The 17,150-nt window shown below is 69.4% G+C and carries 13 protein-coding genes; 10 read left to right on the top strand and 3 right to left on the bottom strand.

Annotation, left to right across the window (positions count from 1 at the left end; translation table 11 throughout):
• Positions 1-127: 127 nt before the first annotated feature.
• The 3 genes from ACIP67_RS33445 (at position 128) to ACIP67_RS33435 (ending at position 5,272) form a co-directional block, all read left to right on the top strand.
• Positions 128-2,245: an IucA/IucC family protein gene (locus ACIP67_RS33445; protein WP_401696837.1), complete on the top strand. Its 2,118-nt coding sequence runs from the start codon at positions 128-130 to the stop codon at positions 2,243-2,245.
• Positions 2,246-2,252: 7 nt separating this feature from the next.
• The gene (locus ACIP67_RS33440; RefSeq protein WP_401696947.1) at positions 2,253-2,975 is read left to right on the top strand and encodes a GNAT family N-acetyltransferase; all 723 of its coding nucleotides are present in this window, start codon (positions 2,253-2,255) and stop codon (positions 2,973-2,975) included.
• 299 nt (positions 2,976-3,274) lie between these two features.
• Positions 3,275-5,272 carry an ATP-dependent DNA helicase gene (locus ACIP67_RS33435; protein WP_401696836.1) on the top strand — a complete coding sequence of 666 codons (1,998 nt, stop codon included), beginning with the start codon at positions 3,275-3,277 and terminating at the stop codon, positions 5,270-5,272.
• A 136-nt stretch (positions 5,273-5,408) separates the two neighbouring features.
• Here the strand turns inward: ACIP67_RS33435 and lexA are convergent, their stop codons facing one another.
• Positions 5,409-6,188, bottom strand: coding sequence for a transcriptional repressor LexA (lexA, locus tag ACIP67_RS33430; protein ID WP_365458901.1), 780 nt, complete (start codon positions 6,186-6,188; stop codon positions 5,409-5,411).
• Between the two features lie 583 nt (positions 6,189-6,771).
• On the opposite strand from lexA, the gene nrdR reads away from it, so the two are divergent.
• Positions 6,772-7,341: a transcriptional regulator NrdR gene (gene nrdR, locus ACIP67_RS33425; RefSeq protein WP_401696833.1), complete on the top strand. Its 570-nt coding sequence runs from the start codon at positions 6,772-6,774 to the stop codon at positions 7,339-7,341.
• 161 nt (positions 7,342-7,502) lie between these two features.
• Positions 7,503-10,397: a vitamin B12-dependent ribonucleotide reductase gene (locus ACIP67_RS33420; RefSeq protein ID WP_401696831.1), complete on the top strand. Its 2,895-nt coding sequence runs from the start codon at positions 7,503-7,505 to the stop codon at positions 10,395-10,397.
• 102 nt (positions 10,398-10,499) lie between these two features.
• On the opposite strand, the gene ACIP67_RS33415 is transcribed toward ACIP67_RS33420, so the two are convergent.
• A complete protein-coding gene (locus ACIP67_RS33415) occupies positions 10,500-11,033 on the bottom strand; it encodes a TerD family protein (RefSeq protein ID WP_401696829.1) in 534 nt (177 codons plus the stop codon).
• Positions 11,034-11,186: 153 nt separating this feature from the next.
• Between ACIP67_RS33415 and ACIP67_RS33410 the strand changes: the two genes are divergently transcribed.
• From ACIP67_RS33410 to ACIP67_RS33400, 3 genes are all read left to right on the top strand, one after another.
• Positions 11,187-11,792, top strand: coding sequence for a YdbC family protein (locus ACIP67_RS33410; RefSeq protein ID WP_401696827.1), 606 nt, complete (start codon positions 11,187-11,189; stop codon positions 11,790-11,792).
• A gap of 119 nt (positions 11,793-11,911) precedes the next feature.
• Positions 11,912-12,571: a histidine phosphatase family protein gene (locus ACIP67_RS33405; protein ID WP_401696825.1), complete on the top strand. Its 660-nt coding sequence runs from the start codon at positions 11,912-11,914 to the stop codon at positions 12,569-12,571.
• Positions 12,572-12,583: 12 nt separating this feature from the next.
• Complete coding sequence (locus ACIP67_RS33400) at positions 12,584-13,489, top strand: ADP-ribosylglycohydrolase family protein (protein ID WP_401696823.1); 906 nt, start codon at positions 12,584-12,586, stop codon at positions 13,487-13,489.
• 421 nt (positions 13,490-13,910) lie between these two features.
• Here the strand turns inward: ACIP67_RS33400 and ACIP67_RS33395 are convergent, their stop codons facing one another.
• A complete protein-coding gene (locus ACIP67_RS33395; RefSeq protein WP_401696822.1) occupies positions 13,911-15,467 on the bottom strand; it encodes an MFS transporter in 1,557 nt (518 codons plus the stop codon).
• Between the two features lie 204 nt (positions 15,468-15,671).
• Between ACIP67_RS33395 and ACIP67_RS33390 the strand changes: the two genes are divergently transcribed.
• Together ACIP67_RS33390 and ACIP67_RS33385 are read left to right on the top strand one after the other, a co-directional pair.
• The gene (locus ACIP67_RS33390) at positions 15,672-16,295 is read left to right on the top strand and encodes a TetR/AcrR family transcriptional regulator (RefSeq protein WP_401696821.1); all 624 of its coding nucleotides are present in this window, start codon (positions 15,672-15,674) and stop codon (positions 16,293-16,295) included.
• Positions 16,296-16,388: 93 nt separating this feature from the next.
• Positions 16,389-17,090, top strand: coding sequence for a ribonuclease HII (locus tag ACIP67_RS33385; protein ID WP_401696819.1), 702 nt, complete (start codon positions 16,389-16,391; stop codon positions 17,088-17,090).
• The last annotated feature ends 60 nt before the right edge of the window (positions 17,091-17,150 follow it).

The raw sequence follows: 17,150 nt of genomic DNA, 5'->3' as shown, positions 1-17,150 counted from the left end.
AGGCCCCTCCCGCCGAGAACCCACCTCTCGGCCTCGACGCGCATCCCGGCGTCTTCCGACGAACACACGCACCCTCGCACCTCGCTGCGTCGCCGACCGAGCCGCCCCCATCCGACGAGGAACGACCTTGACCACGTCCCCCCAGTCCGCCGGTTCCGCGCCCCGGACCACTGCCCCTTCCCCCGCATCCGCGTCGACCTCCTTCGTTCCGTCATCGTTCTCCGCTCCCGCTCTCCCCGTCCCCCGCCGACCGGAGGACACCGACCGCGCCGACCAGGGGCACCGCACCGAGCACGCCGAACCGCAGGGCTCCGCCGCCGGCCCTTCGGGTGTCACCGATCTCCTGCACGACCCCGATCCGTCGACGGTGGCCCAGGCGGCCTCCGTGGAGAACCTGCTGCGCTGCTGGGTCCGCGAGAGCGGCCTGACCGCCCCCGACGACAGCCTCCTGCGTATTGCGCTGCCCGCCACCGGCACCGCGCTGATCACCCCCGTCCACTACTGGTCCCCGACCGGCTGGCACCGCTTCGGCCTCCCGCGCCTGGTGGCAGCCCCTGAGCACAGCCCACCCGTGGACGCGGTCACCCTCGCGGCCCTACTGGCCCGTGAAGCGCTCCGGATCCGCACCGCAGCCACGGAACCCGCAGGGCGAGCCGTCGGCCGAGGGCCACACCCCGGCTCGCGTCAGGGCACACCCACCGCCGGGATCCCGGCACCCCGCCCCACGCCGACCGCGCACGACGTCCTCGACAGCGCCGACCTGGTAGCCCGCGTCGCCGACTCCGTCCGCCGCACCGCGACGTTCATCAGCGCCCACCGGGAACGCCCGGCCGACCGGCCCGACCTGTTCCTCTCCGCCGAACAGGCGCTGATGCTCGGGCATCCCCTCCATCCGACCCCGAAGAGCCGCGAAGGCCTCTCCGACGCCGAAGCGGCGTTGTACTCACCTGAGGCGTGCGGCTCTTTCCCGGTGCACTGGCTGGCCGTCGCCCCGCCCCTGATCGCTTCCGACTCCGCCTGGACCCAGCGCGGTCGCCGTGTGCCCGCGGACCGGCTGACGTGCCTCCTCGCCGGTGCCGGGCTGCCACTGCCCGACGATCACGCCGCCCTGCCGCTGCATCCGTGGCAGATGCGCGAAGCCCGCCACCGTCCTGAGGTCGCGGCCCTGCTCGACGCCGGACTGCTCCGGGACCTCGGTGTCCACGGCCTCCCCTGGCATCCCACCTCCTCCGTCCGAACCGTCTACCGTTCCGGCGCCCCGGCGATGCTCAAGTTGTCGCTGGGACTGCGTATCACCAACTCCCGTCGTGAGAACCTGCGCAAGGAACTCCACCGTGGTGTCGAAGTGCACCGCCTGCTGCGCACCGGCCTGTCCAGGCACTGGCAGGCGGCCCATTCGCGCTTCGACATCGTCCGCGACCCGGCATGGCTCGCGGTCGACGGACCCGACGGCCTTCCGGTGACCGGGCTCGACGTCGTCATCCGGCACAACCCGTTCACGCCGTCCGACGACGTCACCTGTGTCGCGGCCCTCGTCGCGCCCCGCCCGCACGTCCAGCGGAACGCCGGACCGGAGCACCCCTGTGCCGAGGCGGACCCGCCGGTCCAGGACCCGGCTCCCCGTCTGCCGTCCCGTCTCGCCGCGCTCGTCACGCGCCTCGCCCGGAAGACGGGCCGCCCGCTGGGGGCCGTGGCCACCGAGTGGTTCCTGCGCTACCTGGAGCAGGTCGTCCGTCCGGTGCTGTGGCTCGACGGCGAGGCGGGCGTCGCCCTCGAAGCACACCAGCAGAACACGCTTCTTCTGCTGGATCCGGACGGCTGGCCCGGCGGAGGCCGCTACCGCGACAACCAGGGCTACTACTTCCGCACGTCCCGTCGCGCGGAACTCGACGGCCGACTGCCGGGGATCGGCGAACGCAGCGACACCTTCGTCTCCGACGAGATCACCGACGAGCGCTTCGCCTACTACCTCGGGATCAACAACGTCTTCGGACTCATCGGCGCGTTCGGCTCCCAGAGACTCGCCGACGAGCACGTGCTGCTCGCCGCCTTCCGCCGGTTCCTCACCAATGCGGCCCACGGCCGGGACCGGACGCGCAGCCCACTCCCCACCCGCCTGCTCGACTCACCCGTCCTGCGGTGCAAGGCCAATCTGCTGACCCGACTCCACGGCCTCGACGAACTCGTCGGCCCGGTCGACACCCAGTCCGTGTACGTCTCCATCGCCAACCCCCTGCACTCCTGACACGTTCATCCGCCCGACCACCGCTTTCACCGCCCCGGGGAGCCAGTCCCCTTCCTTCCTCCTCCCCACCCGGCCCAGCCCCCTCCTGCCTTCAGAGAGGAACCTCACCATGGCCCCCACAACCGTCGAGGTCGTGCGGACCGCGCGTCCGCCCGCCGACGACCTGCTGGACCGCCTCGACGACGAGAGGCCGATCACCACTGCGGCCGGCGCCTTCCGCCTGGCGTCGGTGCGGATCAAGAGGGACCTGCTCCGCATCGTCGGCTGGATGAACGACCCCGCTGTCGCCGCGTTCTGGGAACTGGCCGGCCCGGCGTCCGTGACCGAGGAACATCTGCGGCGCCAACTGGACGGCGACGGCCACAGTGTTCCCTGCATCGGCCTGCTGGAGGGCTCACCGATGAGCTACTGGGAGATCTACCGGGCAGATCTCGATCCGCTGGCCCGTCACTATCCGGCCCTGCCTCACGACACCGGCATCCACCTCCTCATCGGCGGTAACGCCGACCGTGGGCGCGGACTCGGCGGCGTTCTGATCGCAGCCGTCGCCGACCTCGTCTTTGGCGGCAGACCCGCCTGCGCGCGCATCATCGCTGAACCCGACCTTCGCAACATCGCCTCCGTAGCCGCCTTCCTCAACGCCGGCTTCCGGCTCTCCGCCGAGATCGACCTGCCCGCCAAGCGAGCAGCCCTCTTGCTCCGAGACCGGAACCCACCCTCCCTGCCATGACTCTCTGCGATCAAGTCGTCACACATGGAACGGACCGCCGTGCGAGCCGGTTCCCCGCCGTCCGAACTTTTTTCCGCACCCGCCCCCTTTCGATCTCTCCAGCTCCTTCAGCTCCTTTCCTTTCAGCTCCTTCGGCCCCTTCAGTCCCTTCAGCCCCGCCAGTCCCGTTGGCCCCTTCCCTCTCTCCGCCCCACGCCCGACCCGAGAAGCGTCCGAACAGCGATCACGCCTCCGTTCTCACCACCGGTCATCTGCATGGCCACCCGTTTGTCAGTGCCGGGCCGTAGGGTGGTCGCGCTATGACGAAGCACTCACTCCCCGAACTCCTCCATGCCGCCGTCGCCGCAGTCGGCGGTACGGAGCGCCCCGGCCAGGTGGCCATGGCCGAAGCCGTCGCAGAGGCCATCGACGACGGCTCCCATCTGCTGGTCCAAGCCGGCACCGGTACCGGTAAGTCGCTGGGGTACCTCGTGCCCGCGCTCGCCCACGGGGAGAGAGTCGTCGTGGCGACCGCCACCCTGGCCCTCCAGCGTCAGCTCGTGGAGCGCGACCTGCCGCGCACGGTCGACGCGCTGCATCCGCTGCTGCGCCGCCGCCCGGAGTTCGCCATGCTCAAAGGCCGGTCGAACTACCTCTGCCTGCACCGGCTGCACGAAGGCATGCCGCAGGACGAGGAAGAGGGCCTCTTCGACCAGTTCGAGGCGGCCGCACCCACCAGCAAGCTCGGTCAGGACCTGCTGCGGCTGCGCGACTGGGCCGACGAGACGGAGGACGGTGACCGCGACGACCTGACCCCCGGCGTCTCCGACCGCGCCTGGAGCCAGGTGTCGGTCTCCTCCCGGGAGTGCCTGGGCGCCTCGAAGTGCGCGTACGGCGCGGAGTGCTTCGCGGAGATGGCCCGCGAGCGCGCCAAGCTGTCGGAGGTCGTCGTCACCAATCACGCCCTCCTCGCCATCGACGCCATCGAGGGCGCCCCGGTCCTCCCGCAGCACGAGGTGCTCATCGTCGACGAGGCGCACGAACTGGTCTCGCGGGTCACCGGAGTCGCCACCGGCGAGCTCACCGCAGGCCAGGTCAACCGTGCGGTACGCCGCGCGGCGAAGCTGGTCAACGAGAAGGCCGCCGACCAGCTCCAGACCGCCGCCGAAGGCTTCGAGCGGCTGATGGAGCTGGCGCTGCCCGGCCGCCTGGAGGAGATTCCCGAAGACCTCGGGTACGCCCTCATGGCGCTGCGCGACGCCGCACGCACCGTCATCTCCGCGATCGGCGCGACCCGTGACAAGTCGGTCCAGGACGAGGACGCCATTCGTAAGCAGGCACTCGCCTCCGTGGAGACGGTGCACGACGTGGCGGAGCGCCTCGTGAACGGCTCCGAGTACGACGTCGTCTGGTACGAACGCCACGACCGCTTCGGCGCCTCCCTGCGCGTCGCCCCCCTCAATGTGTCCGGTCTGCTGAGGGAGAAGCTCTTCACGGACCGCTCCGTGGTGCTGGCCTCGGCGACCCTGAAACTGGGCGGGGACTTCAACGGTGTGGGCGCCTCACTGGGCCTCGCCCCGGAGGGCACAGAGGGTGAGGACGTCCCCCAGTGGAAGGGCATCGACGTCGGCTCGCCCTTCGACTATCGCAAACAGGGCATTCTGTACGTCGCCAAGCATCTGGCCCGCCCCGCGCGCGACGGCGACCGGGCGGACATGCTGGACGAGCTGACGGAACTGATCCAGGCGGCCGGCGGTCGCACACTCGGCCTCTTCTCTTCCATGCGGGCCGCCCAGCTCGCCGCCGAGGAGCTGCGCACGCGCATCCCCGAGTTCCCGGTCCTGCTGCAGGGCGAGGAAACCCTCGGTGAGCTGATCAAGAACTTCGCGGCGGACCCGATGACCTGCCTCTTCGGCACGCTGTCGCTCTGGCAGGGTGTCGACGTACCAGGATCGAGCTGTCAGCTGGTGGTCATGGACAAGATTCCGTTCCCGCGCCCCGATGATCCGCTGATGAGCGCCCGCCAGAAAGCGGTGGAGGACGCGGGCGGCAACGGCTTCATGGCCGTCGCCGCCACACACGCCGCGCTGCTGATGGCGCAGGGTGCGGGCCGGCTCGTGCGCGCGTCGGGTGACCGCGGTGTCGTCGCCGTACTGGACCAGCGCCTGGCGACAGCCCGCTACGGCAGCTACCTGAAGGCGTCCCTGCCGGACTTCTGGTACACCACGGACCGCAACCAGGTCCGGAAGTCGCTGGCGGCGATCGACGCGGTGGCCAAGAAGGCGGAAGCAGAAGCGGTAGCGGCGACGGCGCGGTGAGGGAGGTCTGTCCTGGGAGGAACCGAACCGATGGGCACGGCATCCGGCCGAGCACAGCACAGGGCCCCGGAACCGGCGCAAGGATCCCGGGGCCCAGTCAGGGGGGCGGGTCGAGAAGGCCCGTCCGTCGCCGGTGTCAGACCCGGCGCAGCACGGCTACCACCTTGCCGAGGATGGTCGCGTCGTCGCCGGGGATCGGCTCGTAGGCCGCGTTGTGCGGGAGCAGCCACACATGGCCGTCCTCACGCTTGAAACGCTTGACGGTGGCCTCGCCGTCGAGCATCGCGGCCACGATGTCGCCGTTCTCGGCGACCGGCTGGCGGCGGACGGTCACCCAGTCGCCGTCACAGATCGCGGCCTCGATCATCGAGTCGCCCACGACCTTCAGCACGAACAGCTCACCGTCACCGACGAGCTGCCGGGGCAGCGGGAACACGTCCTCGACCGACTCCTCGGCGAGGATGGGGCCACCGGCGGCGATCCGGCCCACCAGGGGAACGTACGACGCGGCGGGCTTGCCGGCGGTGTCCGTGGGCTGCACGGCGGCCGCCTGGTCGGAGCCGCGCACCTCGTACGCGCGCGGACGGTGCGGGTCCCGGCGGAGGAAGCCCTTCCGCTCCAGCGCCATCAGCTGATGCGCGACCGAGGAGGTGCTGGACAGGCCGACCGCTTGGCCGATCTCCCGCATGGACGGCGGGTAACCGCGCCGCTGCACGGAGTCCCGAATGACCTCGATCACCCGCCGCTGCCGATCCGTGAGCCCCGAGCTGTCCGCCCGGATGCCTGGAGGTCGGCCCGGCAGGGAGCGCTTGTGTCCCTCGGGATTCGTGGCTTCGTTCATCGCATGCACCGGCTCGAGTCGGCCCTGGGAGCGGTCCTGGGCGGTGATGGTGGCACTGTCTGCGGTGGTGGTCACGTCGGCCCCTCTCGATGGTCTCCCTGCTGGACAACGGTAGTTGCTTTCGAAAGGTTGCGCCAAACACACGTTCGAGTGAAAAAGCGTGTATTGCCTGACTTGATCATGTGTTTGGGTGTATGGCTAACGCGCTGACCGGCGGACGGGGGAGCTCATTGTTGTACTCTTCCCCGCCGGGGCCGATGGCCTTGCGGGGTGTCGCCCCAGTCTGCCATCCGCCCTCCCCTCGTCCGGGAACCGGGCCCGGCTCTGCGCGAGAGTGCTACCGGTCCTCCTCGTGGTGCTCACCGTATCCCCGTGGGTGCGGCGGTGCGGCGCCTGTGCACGCGCGCGTGAGCGTGGCTTTCGTGTGCCCGGTGTGACGTCCGAACAGCGGTGCGTGAGGGCTGTGGGCGCGACACGCGAAACAGCCTGGGCGAATGAGTCAAGCCCCATATCTAGTGGTTGGATGGCGGCAGCGGCCCACAAGTTGTGGTCCCCCGGGTCATCGCATCCTCATGGATCGCCTATGCTTGGGGCTGCTTCGAGGGGTCCATGAGGCCCCTGAGGCGCAAAAGTCTGCTGTGAGGAGGGTTGGGAATCCATGCACTGCCCCTTCTGCAGGCACCCCGACAGCCGCGTCGTCGACAGTCGTACGACCGACGACGGCACGTCGATCCGCAGGCGCCGCCAGTGTCCTGACTGCTCCCGTCGCTTCACGACCGTGGAGACGTGCTCGCTGATGGTGGTGAAGCGGTCCGGCGTCACCGAGCCCTTCAGCCGCACCAAGGTCATCAACGGCGTGCGCAAGGCCTGCCAGGGCCGGCCCGTCACCGAGGACGCCCTCGCCCAGCTCGGCCAGCGGGTCGAGGAGGCGGTGCGGGCCACCGGAAGCGCCGAGCTGACCACCCACGACGTCGGGCTGGCCATACTCGGACCGTTGCAGGAGCTCGACCTCGTCGCCTATCTGCGGTTCGCCTCCGTCTACCGGGCGTTCGACTCGCTCGAGGACTTCGAGGCCGCGATCGCGGAACTCAGGGAGCAGACGGGACACCCCGCCGCGGACGACGGCGACCGCGAGGACGCCGAAGGCGCTGTCGCGGGGGCCCGGGAAGACGACGGCGGGCGCGGAGGGGCCGTACAGGTCCCCGAGCCCGCCCACGCCGCCGACTGACCGGCGGGCCGGAACGGGGCCAGGACCCGGATCCGGCCGGGCGGCGGCGAAGAAGACTTGCTGCGGGCGCAGGCGTGTGGTTGCCCGCAGTACAAGACACAACACCGTGCCACGGAACATCGTGGCATTTCAGGGCGTTTTTGCCTGTACAGGGAGGCGGCATGACAGAGACGGCGAGCGGTCCGGCACGAGGTTCCCGAGCGAAGGGCACCAAGGCCACCAAGGGGCTGCGTATCGAGCGCATCCACACCACTCCCGGCGTGCACCCGTACGACGAGGTGGCCTGGGAGCGCCGTGACGTCGTCATGACCAACTGGCGCGACGGCTCGGTCAATTTCGAGCAGCGTGGCGTCGAGTTCCCCGACTTCTGGTCGGTGAACGCGGTCAACATCGTCACCAGCAAGTACTTCCGGGGCGCCGTCGGCACCCCGCAGCGCGAGGTCAGCCTCAAGCAGCTGATCGACCGCATCGTGAAGACCTATCGGAAGGCCGGAGAGGACCACCACTACTTCGCCTCGCCCGCCGACGCCGAGGTCTTCGAGCACGAGCTCTCCTACGCCCTCCTGCACCAGATCTTCAGCTTCAACAGCCCCGTCTGGTTCAACGTCGGCACCCCGCAGCCCCAGCAGGTCTCCGCCTGCTTCATCCTGTCCGTCGACGACTCCATGGAGTCGATCCTCGACTGGTACAAGGAAGAGGGCATGATCTTCAAGGGCGGCTCCGGCGCCGGCCTGAACCTCTCCCGCATCCGTTCCTCCAAGGAACTGCTCTCCTCCGGTGGCAACGCCTCCGGCCCGGTCTCCTTCATGCGCGGTGCCGACGCCTCCGCCGGCACCATCAAGTCCGGTGGCGCCACCCGCCGCGCCGCCAAGATGGTCGTCCTCGACGTGGACCACCCCGACATCGAGGACTTCATCGAGACCAAGGTCAAGGAAGAGGAGAAGATCCGCGTCCTGCGCGACGCGGGCTTCGACATGGACCTGGGCGGCGACGACATCACGTCCGTCCAGTACCAGAACGCGAACAACTCGGTCCGCGTGAACGACGAGTTCATGCAGGCCGTCGAGCAGGGCGGTCAGTTCGGCCTGCGTGCGCGGATGACCGGCGAGGTGATCGAGAAGGTCGACGCCAAGTCGCTCTTCCGCAAGATCGCCGAGGCCGCCTGGGCCTGTGCCGACCCCGGCATCCAGTACGACGGTGTCATCAACAACTGGCACACCTGCCCCGAATCCGGCCGGATCACCGCGTCGAACCCGTGCAGTGAGTACATGCACCTGGACAACACGTCCTGCAACCTCGCCTCGCTGAACCTGATGAAGTTCCTGAAGGACGACGGCCAGGGCAACCAGTCCTTCGAGGCCGAGCGTTTCCAGAAGGTCGTCGAGCTCGTCATCACCGCGATGGACATCTCCATCTGCTTCGCGGACTTCCCGACCCAGAAGATCGGCGAGAACACGCGCGCGTTCCGCCAGCTCGGCATCGGCTACGCCAACCTCGGCGCCCTGCTGATGGCGACCGGCCACGCGTACGACTCCGACGGCGGCCGCGCCCTGGCCGGTGCCATCACCTCCCTGATGACCGGCACGGCCTACCGCCGCTCCGCCGAGCTGGCCGCGGTCGTCGGCCCGTACGACGGCTACGCCCGCAACGCGGACGCCCACAACCGCGTCATGAAGCAGCACGCCGACGCCAACGGCGCGGCCGTCCGCATGGACGACCTGGACAACCCGGTCTGGGCCGCCGCCACGGAGGCCTGGCAGGACGTGCTGCGCCTCGGTGAGAAGAACGGTTTCCGTAACGCCCAGGCGTCCGTGCTCGCCCCGACCGGCACCATCGGTCTCGCGATGTCCTGCGACACCACCGGCGTCGAGCCCGACCTCGCCCTGGTCAAGTTCAAGAAACTGGTCGGCGGCGGTTCGATGCAGATCGTCAACGGCACCGTCCCGCAGGCTTTGCGCCGCCTGGGCTACCAGGAGGAGCAGATCGAGGCGATCGTCGCCCACATCGCCGAGAACGGCAACGTGATCGACGCCCCCGGCCTCAAGCAGGAGCACTACGAGGTGTTCGACTGCGCCATGGGCGAGCGCGCCATCTCCCCGATGGGCCACGTCCGCATGATGGCCGCGATCCAGCCGTGGATCTCCGGTGCCATCTCCAAGACGGTCAACATGCCGGAGACGGCGACCGTCGAGGAGGTCGAGGAGATCTACTACGAGGCCTGGAAGCTGGGCGTCAAGGCGCTCGCGATCTACCGCGACAACTGCAAGGTCGGCCAGCCGCTCTCCGCGAAGACCAAGGAGAAGGAGAAGGCCGAGATCACGGAGAAGGCCGAGGACACGATCCGTACCGCGGTCGAGAAGGTCGTCGAGTACCGCCCGGTCCGCAAGCGCCTCCCCAAGGGCCGTCCCGGCATCACGACCTCCTTCACGGTCGGCGGCGCCGAGGGCTACATGACCGCCAACTCCTACCCGGACGACGGTCTCGGCGAGGTCTTCCTGAAGATGTCGAAGCAGGGTTCCACGCTCGCGGGCATGATGGACGCCTTCTCCATCGCGGTCTCCGTCGGCCTTCAGTACGGCGTTCCGCTGGAGACGTACGTCTCGAAGTTCACCAACATGCGCTTCGAGCCGGCCGGTATGACGGACGACCCGGACGTGCGGATGGCCCAGTCGATCGTCGACTACATCTTCCGCCGCCTGGCGCTCGACTTCCTGCCCTTCGAGACGCGGTCCGCACTCGGCATCCACTCCGCCGAGGAGCGCCAGCGGCACCTGGAGACCGGCTCCTACGAGCCGGCCGAGGAGGACGTCGACGTCGAGGGTCTGGCCCAGTCGGCTCCGCGCCAGACGGACCTGAAGGCCGTGGCCACGCCGAAGGCGGAGGCCGGTACGGCCGCGCCCGCCCTGAAGCAGGCCCACACCAGCGCCGAACTGGTGGAGATGCAGCTGGGCATCCAGGCCGACGCCCCGCTGTGCTTCTCCTGCGGCACGAAGATGCAGCGGGCCGGTTCCTGCTACATCTGCGAGGGCTGCGGCTCGACCAGCGGTTGCAGCTGATTTCTGGCGCCGTCGTGGCGTGAAACCTGATGATCAGGGCGGTGGAGCCGGTCACCCGGCGCCACCGCCCTGGTGCATGCGTGCCCGGCTCCCGGGCGCAGCTCAGCTTTGGTGCAGTCGGCCCATGATCTGCGTGAACGTCGCCGGGTCGTCCTCGAAACCCCGGACACCGGCGTCGAACGCCCATCCGTCGGCCGAGACACGCCTGAACTCCGCGACCGTCGCCGCCGTCGCGCCGAGGACGCCGCCGAAGTCGTCCACGGCCAGGTCGGTGTAGCCCTCGCGGATGCGGACGGCGGGGTTGAGCACGCTGACGAAGGTCCTATGGGCGGGTTGCTGCTGGATGACCACACCGACCACCACGCGCGCGTACCGGACATCCAGCCGGTTCAGCTCCACCACCATGACCTCGTCCCAGCCGAAGCCCTTGCCGTCCTTGCTGTCCCGATTGAGATGGACGGTGCCGTCGGGGGAGCGGCTGTCGAAGTGCACCACGTAGGCGGGGGCGCCCTGCGGATCGTCCGCCAAGTAGGCCGCGGCCACCAGGTCCAGATCGGTGGGCGGTCGGCCCGCCGGACTCGGATCCCACTTCAGCGCTATCTCGACCTTGCCGATCCCCTTGTTGAGGCCGTTCACCGGACTGCCCTCCCCGTTCCCCGTCTGCCGTCGCCCCGAACTGCCGGATCGTCAGGGCCGGTTGTCCATCCTGCCACGCGCGTGTGCGCCCGCACAGGACCGCTCGGTGCCCGAGGAGACCGGCAGCGTGCCTGGTGGCCGTACGATGGCGCGGTGCTGGTCAAGTGGATTCGCTGCACCGTGGTCGACCGCCGCGGTTTCGAGCGGGGGCAGCGGAAGTGGGCGGGGCTTCTGGGGGAGCCGGGATTTCGGGGACAGGGCGGGGGCTGGAGCAGGACACGGCCCTCCGTCGCGCATGTCTTCGCCTTCTGGGAGAGCCGTGCCTTCTACGACTCCTTCATGGCGCGCTCCCACGGCCGGCTCGCGGCCGCCCAGGCGGGCACCTTCACGGATGCCCAGGTCCGGCTGTTCGACCACCGCTTCGACGTGAAGACGGGCTTCGAACCCCGCTTCACCGATTCCGACCTGCTGCGGGTCGCCCTGTGCCGGGTGCGCGAGGAGCGCGCCGAGCACTTCACGCTCATGCAGGAGAAGGTGTGGAACCCCGCCATGGCCGGATCCCCGGGGATGATCCGCGGCCTGTTCGCGGAGGCGCCGGGCCATGAGTTCCTGGTGCTGTCGATGTGGCGCTCGGAGGCCGAGCACGGCAAGTACCGCACCGAGCGTGTCGAGCGGCTCGCACTGCGCGCCCAGATCGAGGCGGACATCTCCTCCCTCACCGGTGACATCGTGCCCCTCGAACCGACCTGGACTGTCTGAGGTCGGGACTCGCGGGGGGTGCGGCCTCGTCAGCGTTCCGGCGTGGGATTCATGTGACGTACGCCGTACAGGGACCGTTGGATTGCCCGATCGGCCGCCACCCGATCTAGTGTTTCGGCATGGCACGACCACGGCGCATCGTCCTTGTCCGACACGGGGAGTCAACGGGCAATGTTGATGACACCGTGTACGAGCGTGAACCGGACCACGCACTGGCTCTGACCGAGCGGGGCTGGCGGCAGGCGGAGGAGACGGGGAAGACCCTCCGGGAGCTGTTCGGCTCGGAGCGCGTCAGCGTGTACGTCTCGCCCTACCGGCGGACACACGAAACCCTCCGCGCGTTCCATCTCGACCCCGACCTGATACGGGTGCGCGAGGAGCCCCGGCTGCGCGAGCAGGACTGGGGCAACTGGCAGGACCGCGACGACGTCCGCCTGCAGAAGGCCTACCGTGACGCCTACGGGCACTTCTTCTACCGCTTCGCCCAAGGAGAGAGCGGGGCCGACGTCTACGACCGGGTCGGTGGCTTCCTCGAGAGCCTGTTCCGCAGCTTCGAGGCACCGGACCACCCGCCGAACGTCCTCATCGTGACCCACGGCCTCGCCATGCGCCTGTTCTGCATGCGCTGGTTCCACTGGACGGTCGCCGAGTTCGAGTCGCTGTCGAACCCGGGGAACGCCGAGATGCGCGTACTCGTTCTCGGAGACGACGGCAAGTACCTCCTTGACCGGCCGTTCGCCCGGTGGCGAGACCCGGAGCCGTACGGGATCGGCGGATAGAGTGGCAGGAAGATGACCGCTGACTCCTCTTCCGAAGGGCGCCTGGAGCGTGCCCTGGCCGGCCTGCGCGGCCTCGCGGTGGGAGACGCGCTGGGCTCGCAGTTCTTCGTGCCGGCGAACTACCCGCTGCTGAAGCGCCGCGAGCTGCCGTTCGGCCCCTGGCAGTGGACGGACGACACGGAGATGGCCTGCTCCGTCGTCGCCGTCCTGGCCGCCCACCACCGCATCGACCAGGACGCACTGGCCCACTCCTTCGCGGAGCACCACGACTTCGACCGCGGCTACGGACCGGCGGTCAACCGGCTGCTGCGGCTGGTCCGGGAGGGCGGCGACTGGCGCGAGCTGTCGGCCGCGCTGTTCAACGGTCAGGGGTCCTGGGGCAACGGTGCCGCCATGCGCATCGCTCCGCTGGGCGCCTGGTACGCCGACGACCCCGAGCAGGCGACCCACCAGGCGGAGATCTCCGCCTATCCCACGCACCAGCACCGGGAGGCCGTGGTCGGGGCCATGGCCGTCGCCGCGGCCGCCGCGCTGGCCGGCTCGCCCGACGGGCCGCCCAGCCCCGGGGCACTCCTGGACGGCGTCATCGCCCTCGTCCCGAAGAGCGCCGTCGGGGCCGGCCTGCGCCGGGCCCGGGACATGCTCGACTACGGCGACGCCGCCACCGTCGCGGCGGTGCTGGGGTGCGGGCGACGCACGACGGCCCACGACACCGTGCCCTTCGCCCTCTGGTCCGCTGCCCGGTCGCTGGGCGACTTCGAGAGGGCGTTCTGGACCACGGCCCAGGTGGGCGGAGACGTGGACACGACCTGCGCCATCGTGGGCGGCGTGCTGGCATCGGGGAAGGCCGGGGCACCTCCGAAGTCCTGGGCGGAGCAGGTCGAGGCGTTCCCGGCATGGGTGCCGACGGCTGTGTGACGGTGTCCTGAGGCGCGGCCGGGTCGTCCGGTAGAAACTGTCCGTGCTCGGCGGGAACTCAGCGTGACCACGCTCTCGTTCTTCGGGTGTCCGCTGTGCGAGGTCTGTGCGCGGCAGCGGGTGTCCGAGAGATGTGGGGACAGCTGAAGCGTCGGGGGTGAGCATGCGGTTCGTGCTGGCGGTGCTGGTCGTGCTGGTCGTGACCGGTTTCTGGGCGGTGGGGTCCGTGGGGTCCGTGGGGTCCGTGGGGTCGGCGTGGTCGGCGAGAGTCCGGCGGGCGACGACCCCGGCGGGGCGGCGAGGCGTGGTTCCGCCGACCGCCAGAGTGGGGGGAGCGACCGGCTCCGGGCGCGTGCGCACGACGTTCGTGCTGACGTGCGTCGGCGACGGCCCGAGGCCGGCCCGTGAGCCCTGTGTGTCGTCAGCCGGCCATGGGCCCCGCCGTGCCGGACAGGGCCTCCAGGTCGCTCTTGCGGACGCGGATCACCAGCCAGGCCGTCACCAGGGCGAGCGCGGCCATCGCGGCGGCCGGTACGAAGGCCGTCGAGATGCCCTGTGCGAGGACCTCATGCCCCCAAGGCGCGGGAAGCTGGTGCTGGGTGGCGAAAGCGGCCTTCTGCTCCGCCGACCCGTGCGCGAGGAAGTCCGGCAGTTGCCTCTCCGCCTCGTCCTTGCTCGCCGAGCCGAAGACGGTCGTCAGAATGGCCAGTCCCAGCGACCCGCCCACCTGCTGCGTCGCATTGAGCAGACCGGACGCGGCGCCCGCCTCGTGCTGGGCGACACCCGACACCGCGGTGACCGTCGCCGTCACGAAGTTCAGACCCATGCCGAACCCGAAGGTGACCATCGGTCCGAGCACCCCGCCCGTGTACGAGCTGTCGGGGCTGATGAACGTCTGCCAGATGAGGCCGATCACCACGAGGGCGGAGCCGCCGAGCATGAACGGCTTGGGCCCCAGGACGGGCAGGAACCGCTGCGACAGGCCCGCCCCGACCGCTATCGCGAGGGTCACCGGGAGGAAGGCGAGCCCTGCCTTGATCGGGCTGTAACCCAGCACGTTCTGCACGAAGAGAACGATGTAGAAGAACATGCCGAACATGGCCGCGGCGAGACTCAGCATGATCACGTACGTGCCGGAGCGGTTGCGGTCGGCGAACATCTTCAACGGCGTGATCGGATCCGTAGCCCGCATCTCCGTGAAGACGAACGCGACCAGCAGGACCAGGGCGAGACCGAAGGCCCCGAGGGTCAGGCTGTCGTCCCACCCTTCCTCCGCCGCGCGGATGAAGGCATATACCAAGGAGGCCATGCCGACCGTCGAGGTCAGCGCGCCCGCGATGTCGAAGCGGCCGGGGTGGCGTTCGGACTCGCTGATGTACAGCGGGGTGAGCACGGCGATGAGGACACCGATCGGCACGTTGACGAACAGCACCCACCGCCAGTCGAGCCACTCGGTGAGCATGCCGCCGGCGAGCAGCCCGATGGCGCCGCCGCCCGCGGACACCGCGGCGAAGACGCCGAAGGCCCGGTTCCGTTCAGGACCTTCCGGGAAGGTGGTGGTGATGAGCGCCAGCGAGGTGGGCGAGGCGATGGCACCTCCGATGCCCTGCAGGGCGCGGGCGGCCAGCAACTGCCAGGGTTCCTGGGCCACTCCGCCCAGGAGCGAGGCGAACGTGAAGAGCAGGATGCCGGTCAGGAAGATCCGGCGGCGGCCGAGGATGTCACCGGCTCGGGCACCGAGCAGCAGCAGACCGCCGAAGGTGAGCGTGTAGGCGCTGACCACCCAAGTGAGATCGGTGGTGCTGAACCTGAGCGCGTCTTGAATGTGCGGGAGCGCGATGTTCACAATCGTCGCGTCGAGTACCACCATGAGTTGGCACGCGGCGATGACGGTCAGCGCGATGCCCGGATGTCCTTGCCCACGGGCTGAGCCCCCACCCGGTTTCTGTTTTTCGGTTAACTGAGAGGTCGTCACCATGGGTCCCCCACGAAGGCGTTAGTGAACGCTGGCGTTCACTGTTGCGTCAACGGTAGTGAGTCCCCAGTAGTGAACGCAAGCGTTCACTTGAGGGGTCGTCCCCCGGCCTGCCCCTCGTCACTGCCGCCCGGCGTCCCCCTCCCCGCGATCCCCCTCCCCGCGATTCCCCTCCCCTTCCTCCCTCTGCTCGCTGGAGACACTCAGATGGTTACTTCGCGCTGGACCGCCGCCCCCGCTCGGGCGGCCTCCTCGCGCCGGCGTGGCGCCGTACTCGAACGCGCGATCCTCGATGCTGCTCTGGAGCAACTGGGTACCGTCGGCTGGAACGGCCTCACGATGGAGGGGGTCGCGTCCGAGGCGCAGACCGGCAAGGCTGCCGTGTACCGCCGGTGGCCCTCCAAAGAGGACCTGGTCGCGGACGCCCTGCGTGCCGGGCTGCCCCGGCTGGATGCCGTGCCCGACCGGGGGGGTGTGCGTGAGGATCTGCTCGTACTGTGCCGGACGGCGCGTGACGCGATGATGTCCAGACCGGGGCTGGCGGTGCGGTCGATCATTCACGAATGCGATCCATCGCAGGTGGAACGCTTCCATGCGCTGATCGTGAAAGGGGTGGTGGAACCGACGGTCAAAGTCTTGCACGAGATCATCAGTCGTGGAGTAGAGCGGGGTGAGGTGCGGTCCGGAGCGGCGAACGGTTACGTCCTGGACGTCATTCCGGCCATGATGATGTACCGATCAAAGATGTGCACGAGCGAATGGAATGATCGGGATCTGGAGGAGATGGTCGACCAGCTCATGCTGCCGCTGCTGCGACCCGGCGCCGGGTGAGGGGGTCCCGGACGTGCTCGCCGCGGGCAGGGGAGTCGCACAGGGAAACCTGGGTGTCGCGAGAGGATCCAGGCGGCGTACCCTAAGGGCGCCATGCCGTACGAACCGCCTACTCACACCGTCGAGCGCTCCCTTCGCGCCACGACCGGAGCGAAGGTCATTGCCGGTGTCGACGAGGTGGGCCGGGGCGCGTGGGCCGGTCCCGTCACCGTCTGCGCGGCGGTCACCGGACTCCGCCGGCCTCCCGTGGGGCTCACCGACTCCAAGCTCCTCTCCGTCAAGCGCCGCACCGTGCTCGCCGCGGAACTGGAGAAATGGGTGACCTCGTACGCTCTGGGTCATGCCTCGCACGAGGAGATCGACGACCTGGGGATGACGGCCGCGCTGCGGCTCGCCGCCGTACGCGCCCTGGACGCTCTGCCGATCCGCCCCGATGCGGTGATCCTCGACGGGAAGCACGACTACCTCGGTGCCCCCTGGAAGGTCCGCACGGTGATCAAGGGCGACCGGTCGTGTGTGGCGGTCGCGGCGGCTTCGGTGATCGCCAAGGTTCAGCGCGACAAAATGATGGCCGAACTGGGTATCGACCATGCAGACTTCGGATTTGCGGACAACGCCGGGTATCCGTCGCCCGTGCACAAGGCCGCACTGAAGGAGCGGGGCCCCACCCCGTACCACCGCTTGTCGTGGGCGTATCTTGATGCGCTGCCCCAGTGGCGGCATCTCAAGAAGGCCCGAAGCTGGGCGGACGGAAGCGTTCCGGAGATCGAGGGTCAGCTCGGCTTCGACTTCTGACGATTCCGCTCGCACGCATGTGCCACCCGCTGGCGCGAGCCGCACCAACGTTTGATAAAT

Source organism: Streptomyces sp. NPDC088812 (assembly GCF_044750285.1).
Lineage (GTDB): Bacteria > Actinomycetota > Actinomycetes > Streptomycetales > Streptomycetaceae > Streptomyces.
This window is presented reverse-complemented; position numbering and strand designations above follow the sequence as displayed.

What these genes read in the sequence shown, in the direction of transcription:
- ACIP67_RS33435 (WP_401696836.1), top strand. Translation starts at nt 3,275, where the DNA reads ATGACGAAGCACTCACTCCCCGAACTCCTCCATGCCGCCGTCGCCGCA.
- nrdR (WP_401696833.1), top strand. Translation starts at nt 6,772, where the DNA reads ATGCACTGCCCCTTCTGCAGGCACCCCGACAGCCGCGTCGTCGACAGT.
- ACIP67_RS33420 (WP_401696831.1), top strand. Translation starts at nt 7,503, where the DNA reads ATGACAGAGACGGCGAGCGGTCCGGCACGAGGTTCCCGAGCGAAGGGC.
- ACIP67_RS33405 (WP_401696825.1), top strand. Translation starts at nt 11,912, where the DNA reads ATGGCACGACCACGGCGCATCGTCCTTGTCCGACACGGGGAGTCAACG.
- ACIP67_RS33400 (WP_401696823.1), top strand. Translation starts at nt 12,584, where the DNA reads ATGACCGCTGACTCCTCTTCCGAAGGGCGCCTGGAGCGTGCCCTGGCC.
- ACIP67_RS33395 (WP_401696822.1), bottom strand. Translation starts at nt 15,467, where the DNA reads ATGGTGACGACCTCTCAGTTAACCGAAAAACAGAAACCGGGTGGGGGC.
- ACIP67_RS33390 (WP_401696821.1), top strand. Translation starts at nt 15,672, where the DNA reads ATGGTTACTTCGCGCTGGACCGCCGCCCCCGCTCGGGCGGCCTCCTCG.
- ACIP67_RS33385 (WP_401696819.1), top strand. Translation starts at nt 16,389, where the DNA reads ATGCCGTACGAACCGCCTACTCACACCGTCGAGCGCTCCCTTCGCGCC.